Origin of the sequence: Actinoplanes aureus (genome assembly GCF_015704865.1) — a bacterium.
In the GTDB taxonomy this organism is placed as follows: Bacteria; Actinomycetota; Actinomycetes; order Mycobacteriales; family Micromonosporaceae; genus Actinoplanes; species Actinoplanes aureus.
Genome location: NZ_JADQTO010000064.1, coordinates 1 through 10,295, shown reverse-complemented (window position 1 = coordinate 10,295; position 10,295 = coordinate 1). Strand labels below are relative to the sequence as shown.

At 68.1% G+C, this 10,295-nt stretch carries 12 protein-coding genes and 1 pseudogene; 6 read left to right on the top strand and 7 right to left on the bottom strand.

Annotated elements, in window-relative coordinates:
- A pseudogene (locus I4J89_RS51900) lies at window positions 1-203 on the top strand (IS630 family transposase); the annotation flags it as partial.
- 122 nt (window positions 204-325) lie between these two features.
- On the opposite strand, the gene I4J89_RS50720 reads toward I4J89_RS51900, so the two are convergent.
- Together I4J89_RS50720 and I4J89_RS48605 are read right to left on the bottom strand one after the other, a co-directional pair.
- On the bottom strand, window positions 326-610 hold the full coding sequence (locus tag I4J89_RS50720; RefSeq protein ID WP_309238803.1) for a transposase: 285 nt from the start codon (window positions 608-610) through the stop codon (window positions 326-328).
- A 452-nt stretch (window positions 611-1,062) separates the two neighbouring features.
- A complete protein-coding gene (locus I4J89_RS48605) occupies window positions 1,063-1,299 on the bottom strand; it encodes a hypothetical protein (protein WP_196421023.1) in 237 nt (78 codons plus the stop codon).
- Between the two features lie 423 nt (window positions 1,300-1,722).
- Between I4J89_RS48605 and I4J89_RS48600 the strand changes: the two genes are divergently transcribed.
- Window positions 1,723-2,022, top strand: coding sequence for a hypothetical protein (locus I4J89_RS48600; RefSeq protein ID WP_196421022.1), 300 nt, complete (start codon window positions 1,723-1,725; stop codon window positions 2,020-2,022).
- A gap of 211 nt (window positions 2,023-2,233) precedes the next feature.
- Here the strand turns inward: I4J89_RS48600 and I4J89_RS48595 are convergent, their stop codons facing one another.
- Complete coding sequence (locus I4J89_RS48595; RefSeq protein WP_196421021.1) at window positions 2,234-2,626, bottom strand: DUF4279 domain-containing protein; 393 nt, start codon at window positions 2,624-2,626, stop codon at window positions 2,234-2,236.
- A 563-nt stretch (window positions 2,627-3,189) separates the two neighbouring features.
- Here I4J89_RS48595 and I4J89_RS48590 point away from each other — a divergent pair.
- Together I4J89_RS48590 and I4J89_RS48585 are read left to right on the top strand one after the other, a co-directional pair.
- Entirely contained in the window at window positions 3,190-3,735 is a 546-nt protein-coding gene (locus I4J89_RS48590; protein WP_196421020.1) for a hypothetical protein, read from the top strand.
- A gap of 145 nt (window positions 3,736-3,880) precedes the next feature.
- Complete coding sequence (locus I4J89_RS48585) at window positions 3,881-4,924, top strand: DNA polymerase IV (protein WP_196421019.1); 1,044 nt, start codon at window positions 3,881-3,883, stop codon at window positions 4,922-4,924.
- Window positions 4,925-5,941: 1,017 nt separating this feature from the next.
- Here the strand turns inward: I4J89_RS48585 and I4J89_RS48580 are convergent.
- A complete protein-coding gene (locus I4J89_RS48580) occupies window positions 5,942-6,700 on the bottom strand; it encodes a class I SAM-dependent DNA methyltransferase (protein WP_196421018.1) in 759 nt (252 codons plus the stop codon).
- A 172-nt stretch (window positions 6,701-6,872) separates the two neighbouring features.
- Between I4J89_RS48580 and I4J89_RS48575 the strand changes: the two genes are divergently transcribed.
- Window positions 6,873-8,144: an MFS transporter gene (locus tag I4J89_RS48575; protein WP_196421017.1), complete on the top strand. Its 1,272-nt coding sequence runs from the start codon at window positions 6,873-6,875 to the stop codon at window positions 8,142-8,144.
- Window positions 8,145-8,199: 55 nt separating this feature from the next.
- Here I4J89_RS48575 and I4J89_RS48570 read toward each other — a convergent pair whose 3' ends face one another.
- Window positions 8,200-8,769 carry a hypothetical protein gene (locus tag I4J89_RS48570; protein ID WP_196420903.1) on the bottom strand — a complete coding sequence of 190 codons (570 nt, stop codon included), beginning with the start codon at window positions 8,767-8,769 and terminating at the stop codon, window positions 8,200-8,202.
- A gap of 15 nt (window positions 8,770-8,784) precedes the next feature.
- On the opposite strand from I4J89_RS48570, the gene I4J89_RS48565 reads away from it, so the two are divergent.
- A complete protein-coding gene (locus tag I4J89_RS48565; RefSeq protein ID WP_196420902.1) occupies window positions 8,785-9,120 on the top strand; it encodes a hypothetical protein in 336 nt (111 codons plus the stop codon).
- A 31-nt stretch (window positions 9,121-9,151) separates the two neighbouring features.
- Here I4J89_RS48565 and I4J89_RS48560 read toward each other — a convergent pair whose 3' ends face one another.
- Window positions 9,152-9,496, bottom strand: coding sequence for a hypothetical protein (locus tag I4J89_RS48560; RefSeq protein WP_196420901.1), 345 nt, complete (start codon window positions 9,494-9,496; stop codon window positions 9,152-9,154).
- Window positions 9,497-10,032: 536 nt separating this feature from the next.
- On the bottom strand, window positions 10,033-10,295 hold a 263-nt coding region (locus I4J89_RS48555; protein ID WP_230860843.1), incomplete at its 5' end, for a hypothetical protein.

Below are 10,295 nucleotides of genomic sequence, written 5' to 3'. Positions count from 1 at the left end.
CAGGACAACCCCGTCGAGCGGATCTGGGCCGCGATGAAACACAAACTCGCCAACACCGCACCGGCCACGATGGCCGACCGCGTACGTCAGGCACATGCCTTCTTCCGCCACCGCACCGCCGCCGAAACCTCACCACCGCGGCCCCGTGGACCTCACCCTGGCTACCCAAGGGTTACGGGAAGAACTTCTGGCCAGGTGCTTAGATGGTGTTCCTCTCCACGGCGGCAAGCCGGAACGAGTCGAACCCTGTGCCGAGCCGCAACGGCCTCGCGCACACGCGCTCATCTTGCACCCCTCTGTGTCATCCATGAAGGAGTGGCGCCGGTCAAGCAGGGGGTTTTGAGGCCTTTTGCTGCGGCGGCGGTAGGTTCCGTTGCGGCATGCGAAGTTCCGCCACCAGGGTGGTGGCGGTGCCGGGTATGGGGTTGGTCGTGTTCGCCAGGTTCTTGGTGATCGGCCCGCGATGTACGACCGTGTCTGACTCACGGTGCTTGGGCGTCAGCCCCGGCCACGAGCTCAGATGCGCGGGCGTGGCGAACCGGGTGACGTCGCCGATCTCGGCGACGAAGATCGCGGCGAGAATCGGGCCGACACCGGGGACCTGCTGCACCGGCGGTGAGCCCTGCATGGCCGGCCTGGGCGACGCGCAGCGGTTCGGCGACCGCGCGGATCTCGAAGTGGTCGCTGCGATGGGAGCCCCGACCACATTCCGGCAAGAAGCCGTGCTGGCTCGAGTCCCGCAGTTGTTCGAAAAAATTCGAAGCCTATGCTCGCCTGCTGCCGCTGACGAACCTTGGGAGCGAGGACCAACCGAACGAACTCGCTCCTGGGAAAAAAGAGGAGCTTGCGGACAAGCTGACCACCTGGTTTTACGAGAAGGGGGCGGGTTTGTTGCTCACCGGTAGATCTCCCCGTCGGGATCGGCACCGTCGAAAAAAGCCCACCAGCCAGACGATCGGCATGCAAACTCAGCCGACGCGTTTGGGTCATCACGTCCGCCATGGCCCGATGCTGGCGGGTAGATCGTTATCGGCTGGGCCCGGCGTATTGCGGAAGCGGCCGTCACCGCGGGCTTCCGGTTCTCGGGAGCTGAAGGGCGAGGGTGGCGTGGACTTGGGCGAGTTGCGTCGTGGCGGTAAGCATCGCGAGGTCGGCGCTAGGAACGTACGGTTCGTCAGAGTGGTCGTCCTCGTTGATGTTGGTTTGGTAGTCGACCAGGCAGATCTGGTAGAGACGTTCGGCTTCGGCGGTGAGTTCGGCGGCGCGGGCAGCATGCTCGTCAGCAGTCATGTCGATCATGGTGTCATCTTGGCCGGGAAGAGCCGGCCATCTGCAACAGGTGGAGCGCCGGTGGCAGGTGGCCTACGCGAGACGGTAGCCGGCTGCGCGCTGGCCGGGGATCTCGATGAGGGCGATCAATGACTACGCCGACGGCGCACTCATTTGCCGCAACCCGTGCGCGGTGGCCTCTGGGAGGCGTAAGCGATCGGCGTGAGCGCGACGTTGTAGGAGTTGGCCGCTTCACCGGCCGGGGAGAACGTCGAGATACGTCGGGTGGGGCATCCCAGCCAGGGACTCCCGTACTGCGAACGACCAGGTAGACGCAGGTTCCTGATAACAGTCTGGATACAGGCTGTGTGATTGCCGATTGTCGCCCTTGCGGCCGGGTATCCGCTGCTCGCCGTCGTCAGACGGCTTGAAGAAGCCCCCCAGGAGATAATCATGGCTACGAGCACCCACCCTCACAACGAGAACGCCACCGTGAAAGGCGCCCGTTTCCGTGGTGAGGAAACCAAGCCGTCCTTCAAGACCACTGAGCTGGTCGTCTACGTACTCGCGGTCATCGGTGTACTGATCGCCTCGAACACCGTCGGTGACGGATCTGCCAACAACGGCGCTGACTACTTCGCCGCCGACAAGGCGTGGTGGTACATCACCCTGCTGACTATCGGCTACATGATCAGCCGGGGCCTGGCCAAGGCCGGCAGCCGTAGCAGCGACACCGACCCGCGCACGCACTGATCAAGCTGCAGCATCCGCGGGTGCGGTCGAGTCGTAAGGCTCGGCTGCGCCCGCAGCGCTGTGCGACCTGGCCGCCGTGGCAGCAGGACAGGCACGGGTGAGAGAGCGCGGCCCGAACGCCCTCAACTGCCGCTGAGTACGCGCGCCGGCCGCCGGGCCGCCGTCACCGTCCGTGTACGCCAGCGCGTGCATGCTCGTGCCGGTCTCAGTGTCAGTCGCCGTCGCTGTCGTAGATGTCGAACTCGAGTGCTGCGCCTAGCTGGCCGAGGCGGGAGAGGACATCTGGTTCCAACCAGAGCATGTTTCCGGTTGGCTTGGCTGTGACGAAGCATGACCAGAACGCTGTAGCGCCCGTGCCTCGGATCTGACGCAGGGCGGAGCTTCGCGGCTCGAGGAGCGGAAGCAAAGCTTCCAGATGTGCGGCTGGCTCCGCATCCTCCGGCAGGCTGCTGGCCAACTCCCATGTCGTGTGTCGGCGTTGCGCGGGACCGGGATTGCGCCAAGAAGTCGGGGCGCCCTTGTCAACGACGTTCGTCGGCTGCAGGCCCATCCTCTCGCTGATCTCGTCCGCTGCAAGTACTTCGCTCTGGATGATGAACGTCAACCGGCTCCGTCCTGCCACACCGGCATTCTGCCGCAGCGCGTATCCAGTGACGCGAAGCGCGCGGATCTGCCGCTGGTGGCGCGTGTCGCCCTGGTTGGATGCGGCACGGTCGTAGGCTGAAGGATCTCGGATGGCAGGAGGTAGGCATGGGTTTGTCTGGCCGCAATTGCCCGGACTGCGGCCGCCGCGTCCGCGAGCCGTTCGAGAGGACCGTCACCGGGCGAGAGGTCTGCCCTGACTGCGCGAACGCGCTATTTACGGGTTCTGCCGCAGGGGCTATTACGGGTGACATGGGCTCCGGATTTGGAGTCTGGGCGATGCTCATGCGCAAAATTCGTCGGTCCGGGTAGGACACGCCTCAGTCGATCGCCGGCGCAGCGGGACGGCTGCCGATTCTCGTGCGCGCTTCTGCCGCCGTCCGTGCTCGTGGCCAGCGCGGCTGTCACCCTCTATACGGCGTACACGATTCCCGGCGCGCGCTCCTGCCGATGGGAGTGGCCGAGGGCGGGTGGTGTCCGGCCGATGACTGCGGCTGCGGCACTCGTGCCGTCACCGTAGGGGGTGTGGACACCAGGAACTGGATCGTTCTGGTCACGGCGACAGTGACGGCGCTGGTTGCGATCGGCGGATACTTCGTGAATCAGGCCGCGGCGCGCAGCGAACGGCGCAGCAAGGTATTCGCCGAGGCTCTGGCCGCGGTGTTCGAGTACCAGGAACTGCCTTTCCGCATCCGCCGCCGAACGGGCACACCCGAGGCCGCCATGGCCTTGGCGCAAAAGGTCGGTGACGCTTTCGCCCGCCTGACCTTCTACCGGCGTTGGCTCGGCCTCGAGTCACCGCTGGTCGGAAGGGCGTTCGACAATCTCGTGCGACGCACGGACGCTCAGTGGGAGGAGTTCTGCGAACATGCGTGGCACCAGTCGCCGCCGGAGGACGACATCGGCTACCAGGTCGAGCAGTGGCAGCCCTACCAGTTCGACAACCTGGACGAGCAGGAACTCTGTCTCCGCGTGATGCGACGCGAGCTGAGACTGCTCGGTCCGTTGTACCGCCGGTCGAGCCGCACCGATATCGACGCACAACAAGCGGCGAGATCGGCGTCAGGTTGACCACGCGACATGCATGGATGCGCGGATTTGCCGCGATCAGTGCGTTTTCGCCGGTGGTGTGCGACCTCGGAAGACAGCCTGGTGACGGTGGTGCGGCGCAGGAGAGCGCCGCGGGAGAGGCGGTCGGTGGGGTGATACTGGGCGGGTGGCTGACGGCTGGGTGCTGCATGTCGATCTCGACCAGTTCTTCGCGTCGGTCGAGGTGTTACGCCGCCCTGAGCTGCGTGGTCGACCGGTGGTGGTGGGTGGATCCGGCGATCCCGCCAAGGCCCGTACGGTGGTGGCTACCGCCTCCCGGGAGGCCCGCGAGTTCGGTGTGCATTCCGGGATGCCGATGCGGATGGCCGCGCGCAAATGCCCCGACGCGGTGTTCCTGCCCACCGACATGCCGGCCTACCGGCAGGCTTCGGCCCAGGTCATGGCCACTTTGCGGGATTTGCCCGTACGGCTTGAGGTCTACGGACTGGACGAGGCCTTCCTCGGCGGTGACATCGACGACCCACAGCGGCTCGCAACCGACGTCAAGGCGGCGATCCTCGATCAGGTCGGGCTGACCTGCGCGGTGGGGGTCGGCCGCAACAAGAACCAGGCGAAGATCGCCGCCCGGTTCGCCAAGCAGGACCCGGCCGGCATCGCCACTCTGACCGACGAGACCTGGATGTCGGTGATGGGCGCCCGGCCGGTCGGCGATCTGTGGGGCGTCGGGCCGAAAACGGTTCAGAAACTCGACGATTTGAGCCTGCCGACGATCGCCGACCTGGCAGCGGCGGGCCTCGAGACGTTATTGCAGCGCTTCCCGCTGCGGGCGGCCCAGTGGCTGTCCGTGATCGCCCGCGGTGGCGGTGACACCGAGGTGGTGACCGAGCCGTGGGTGGCCAAGTCGCGTAGCAAGGAGGTCACGTTCGCCCGCGACCTGACCGAACGCGCGGACATCGAGCAACAGTTGACTGTCCTGGTCCGCGAGCTCGGCACGGAGGTGGTCGCAGCCGGGCGGCAGGTGGTCCGGGTGGCAGTGAAGGTGCGCTCCTCGAGCTTCTACACGCAAACGCGCCAGGCGAAACTGCGTGGTGGTCCGAGCACCGACCTCGAGGTGATCTCTCGTGCGGCTTTGTCGGTGCTGGAGAAGATCGAGCTGAGGCGGCCGGTACGCCTGCTCGGCGTGCGGGCCGACCTGCACCTGGACGAATAGCAGGATCCGCGGTCACGCTGCATGAATCACCGGCGACCCGGCGCCAGCCGTGGTCAAGAGCCGGCAGCACCGCCGCCGGCATTGGTCGCCGCGCTCAGCACCTTCCGTTGCTGCAGGAGGTGGTCTCGATTCACTTGGGACGGAATCACGTGGTGTGTCTTCTGGCGGGGCTGATACGTCGACGAGCGATCCCGCCGGTCACCTCGACCAAGCCTGGCCCCGCTGCGGTCGTAGATCAATGGAACATTTAGGCACCGGTCCTGTGCGCCGGACGGCGTCGTTTGGTGAGCTCTAGCGCGCTCTCTCATCCTTGCGGCAGGCCGGGCGAACCGTTTATCGACGACTGCCCTTGTTACGGTGGCTGCATGCCCCGTCATCTACGAGTCGCCTACGTGCTGACTCTGCTGGCGAGTCCGGTTCTGGGCTTCGTATGGGATGCCCCGATATATATCGTGATGCCGGTCGGTGTTGCAGTCATGCTCCCTGTCACTGTTGCACTCTTCGTGGACGAGCGGCGACGGCGTCCGGGTCAGCCTGCCAGCAGCAAAGCGAAGGGATTGGACTTCCGGCCCGGGGCTGGCCGGTTGTGGCCGCCCTCTTGAGCATCTCCGCGCCGCGGTGACCGGCGGGCGCACGCCAGAAGAGACGAACACGCCCGCCGGGACTCCCTCGGATCGTTGGCATATGGGTGGCAGCGCCTACTGCTGTACTACATGTCGGTTAACAGCAGCCAGCCGTGGACGGTGCTGGTGGTGCCGCACCTGATGGGCGACCAATACTCCGAGGACTACTTACACTTGCCAGGCATGACGGCCGAGGACGCGGCCCGATTGGACTGGGTGGCGCGCGACGTTGATACGCCAGGCGTTGCCTCCCGACAGTTGCCTGGATCTTCAGTTCGCCGCGGTCTGCGGAGGGGAGGCGCTCTCGCAGACCTTGACAGCCAGACGTTCTTACCGCGGTCCGCCGAGGTAGGCGATTCTTCCGGTGCGGCGCGCCTGGATGGCAACGCGGCGATCAGGTAGGGGCGTGCTCGTACACCGAGACGTGGCGGGTGCTGCGGGCGGTGAGCGGGGAGCGGTCCCATCCGCCGTACCGGGCGCGCAGCTGCAGGCCGGCGGCCCGTGCCATGAAGTCCAGTTCGCTGAGGCCGATGTAGCGTTTCGCCGAGGGCAGCATCCGCCACGTGCCGTCGGTCTGCAGGCGGATCTCCTGCGAGATGACCAGCTGGCGGGTCGGGTCGTGGGCCTGCAGGGTGAGTCGTACGTGGTCGTCGTCGACGTGCCGGACGACAACCTGCCGGTCGCCGGCGATCACCGTGTGCGGGAGCGCGGCCTCGATCAGGAACCGGCCGCCGGGGCTGAGCACGTCGGCGACCCGGCGCAGGCACTGCTTCTGCCGGTCGGCGGTGCCGAGCAGCAGGAACGTGGACGCGGCGACGTAGACGAAGCGAAGCGGGAACGGCGCGGGTGGGCGGAAGTCGGCCATGTCGGCTATCCGGGCGTCGACGGGCAGTTCGCCGCGGTGGCGGCGCAGCACGGCGATCATCTGCGGTGAGGCGTCGATCCCGCTGACCGGTATGCCTCGGCGGGCCAGCGGCAGGGCGAGGCGCCCGGAGCCGATGCCGAGTTCGAGGACCGGGCCGTCTCCGGCGAGGTCGGCGAGCAAGTCGATCGCCTGGTCGGGGTTGAGGTGGCCGGCGGAGTCGTCGTCGTAGAACGCCGCCCACCGGTCCCAGTGGGCGGCCTGCTGGCCGAACGGGTCCACCTCGACCATTGATCATTCTCTTTCTGCGCGGATGGGTGACAGGTTGCGCCGCAGGTGTGTCGGGCCTCCCACGGCGCGACGGGAGTCGCTAGGTTGCCGCGGTGACCTCGGCCAGACCCGGTGTCTGACCGGAATCGCTTTGCCCGGTCTTGAACCACCCGATCGGTGAGGTGTGGCGCCCGTGGGGTACCTGAAGCTGCTGCGTCGGCGGCCGGTGCTGGTGTTGTGGTCGTCGGCGGCGATGAGTGTGCTCGGGGATCGCCTGTACGGGCTCGCGGTGATGTGGGTGGTGTACGCGTCGACGGGCTCGGCGGCGTGGATGGGTGTGGCCGCGGTGGTCGAGTCGATCCCGTACATCGTGATCGGCACGTTCGGCCGGGACCTGGTGGCCCGGTTCGCCTCGTTCGGGGCGCTCGGCTGGCTGGACGCCGGCCGGGCCGCTGCGGCGTGCGCGGTGCCGCTGCTGTGGTCGCCGGACGGCGGCGGCCTGGCCGTGCTGCTGGTGCTGGTGTTCGTGCTCGGCACCCTCGGTGCCCTGTTCGATCCGAACCTGGGCGGGCTGGTGCCGGACCTGGTGGAGCCGGGCGAGGTGCGGCAGGTGACCGCGCTGCTGGATTTGACCACCCGGATCGCGGCGATCGCCGGGCCCGGCGCGGTCGGGCTGATCCTGCTGACCGTCACGGAGGTGCAGCTGTTCGCCCTGGACGGGGTGACGTTCGTAGTGTCGGCGGCCGCGATGTGGTGGCTGCACTCTCATGCCCGCCGTACCGTGCGGTCGGCGACCAGTGTCCCGGCGCCGGGCGGCAACTCGGCGCCGGGAACCACCGGTTCGGCGGTGGCAGCGGTGCCGGTGCTGCGCCGTCACCCGGACGTGGCCGTGGGGATCGGCTTGCACGGTGTCGGTTTCTTCGTGGCGGCCGTGTCCGCGGTCGGCCTGCCCGCCCTGCTCGCCGTGAAGCTGGGCCAGGGCGCGGCCGGGTACGGGCTGGCGCTCGCCGCCGTCGGCGCCGGTGCGCTGGCCGGGAACCTGCTGGTCGGCAACGTACGTCTGGGCCGCTGGCTGAGCGTGTACTGCGGGGCGTGGACGGTGGCCGGGCTGGCGCTGCTCGGCTACTCGGCCGCGCCGTCGCTGCCGATCCTGCTGGCCGTCGGGTTCCTCGCGGGGCTGGCCACCCCGGCCGCCGCGGTGACTCTGCGGACCCGGCTCGCCGAGTTCGGTAAGCCGCAGCGGCTGCGGCTGATCACCGTCGACCAGACCGTGATCCGTACGGCCGGCACGCTCGGCATGCTCACCTTGCCGCTGGCCGTCGACGCCGCCCCGGCCACCGCGTTCGCCGGCGCCGGGGTGCTGCTGATCGCCGCCGCCGGGGTCGCGGCGCTCGCTGGCCGTCGGGTCACCGCCGCTGCGGTGGCGCTGCCCGCGGGGGAGCCGGTAGCCAGTCGCGCCTCCTGAACGGGTGCCCGTCCCGCGCGCTGCCCGTGGCGCGGGACGGGCGGGATTCATCGGGCTAGGCCGTCGCTGCGGCGGTCAACGCGGCGGGCGACTCGGACGCCGTCTCGGTGGCCGTGAACTGGGCGACGTCGGCGGCGAGGAAGTGCTGGATGCTGATCGCCTCCGGCGCGATGCCGATGAGCTCGTAGATCTTCTTGTGCATGCGGCTGAACCCGGCCTGGCCGCCTTCGGTGAAGAACTCCTGCTCGTACCAGGCGACGCCGAGGAACACGGTGCCGCCGCCGGCCTGCGGGTCCTGCGGTTTGCGGAACTGCACGTACGTGGTGTCCCAGTCCCACAGCATGAGGTCCTCGGGACGGGCGCGCAGCTTGTCGTCGCTCTCCTTGATCGCGTCGACGCACCGCGCCATGGTCGCGAAGTCGGGGCACTCGTACCGGCAGTCGCTGAACGCGATGACGGTCTTGTCACCGCGGCGGGCCGCGTCGTCGCTCTCGCCGAGGAGCACCCGGATACGGGCCAACTCTACGGCGACGCCACCCGGTTCCAGCAACAGGTCGAGGACGCCGCAACCCTGCTGCACGAACACCCCGCCGATCACGACCCCGCCGCGCCTATCTACCTGCACCGGTACAGCCTGGACGTGCTGGAGGAGCAGTCCGCCGGCGGCTATCGAGCCTGTGGGCAGGCAGCCGAGGCCGTCCGCATCCTTGAAGACAAGATCAAGGCAACAGGCGAGCGCCTACGCCGGGACCACGGACATCTGCTGGCCAAACTCGCCAACACGGTGCTGGCCACGAAGGAGCCGGAGCCGGACCGGGCGACCGCGCTCGGGCTGCGCAGCGCCACGGCAGCCGCGCTCACCGGCTCGGCCCGCATCGGCAAGGAACTGCGCACGCTCGACAGCGTGCTGGCGGTCCGCTTCCCGACGGCCCTGGGCCGGCGCGAACTGCACGACGCAGTCGCTGCGCTGCGCTGACACCCGTGGCTCCGCCCGGGCGCCACCGCGTTCACCCTGGCAGCGGCACTGCGGACTGGACGGCACCGGACCACCACGCCCATTCGTCGTTCACGCGCAGGGCTGGCACCGTGTCGGCGAGGCCGCGCAGCAGCGACTCCTCCACGCCTGGCATGAGCACCTCGACTTCCTTGCCGTTGACCTCGACAGCCCAGCCGTACCGGCCGTCCGCGTCGAGGGATTCACGGCGGACCGGTTCGCCGGTCTGCGGTGTGTAGCCACGGACCTCGCCGTTGAGCGCGGCGTGTTCGCGTACGTCGTCGAGGAACGAGTTCATATTGGCGGCGGCGACCTCCGGGGTGGCGCCTTCGACGGGACCGAACGCGGGCGTGATCATGACGTTAGCGTAGGGCCGTCAACCGCCCAGCCCTGCTCGGCCTCTTGAAACAATCAGCCTTCAGCGGCCCAGACGCCGCCGCAGCAGTACGCGAGGCGGCTCAGCGGCCTTCAGCCTCCGGCCGTGCCGCTGGCGGCCAGTCGGCGCGGTGGGTGGAGACGCCGGTACACCGCTCTTCCACGCGGTACGGGCAGCGGCCAGGCGAGAACGGAAGGTCAGCACACCTTCATTGCACCCTGCGCGTTCCGCTTTGGTCATCCGCGAGAGGGACGCTGACGTTCAACGAAAGATCGACGAATACCGCAGAACTCGAATACCGTACCTGCACCAGCTCATTGTGCAGAGTCGCAGTAGATGCAACGACTCGCTGGTTGTCGTACGCAGACCACCTGGGCGGCCCTTAGACGCGGGGAAAAGGCCATAGTGGTCGTCCTGCCGGACACCGGTAGGCGGCTATCTGAGCACCCCGCTGTTCGCGATCTCCTGAGACGGTGGTGTCCCGGGGGCGGACCGCCTACCGGGACATCGCGGCCGGATCAGAGAGCGGTGTCGACGCCGGCTTCCTCGCAAACCGTGTTGACCAGCGTGCGGCCCAGGGTCGTCTTGGCGTTGTTGTCGTACTCGCCGATCGGGTCCGCCGGGTCCTTGGCGGCCTTGGCTACCGAGGCGGCAAGGCTCTTGACCGCCTCCGCGGTCGCGGTCTCGCTGTCACCGGCCGCCTTGGTAAGGGAGGCCGCGAGGCCCTTCAGGACCTTCTTGCTCCCGGCGAGCGGAAGGTCCGCACCGTTGTTGGTGGCTT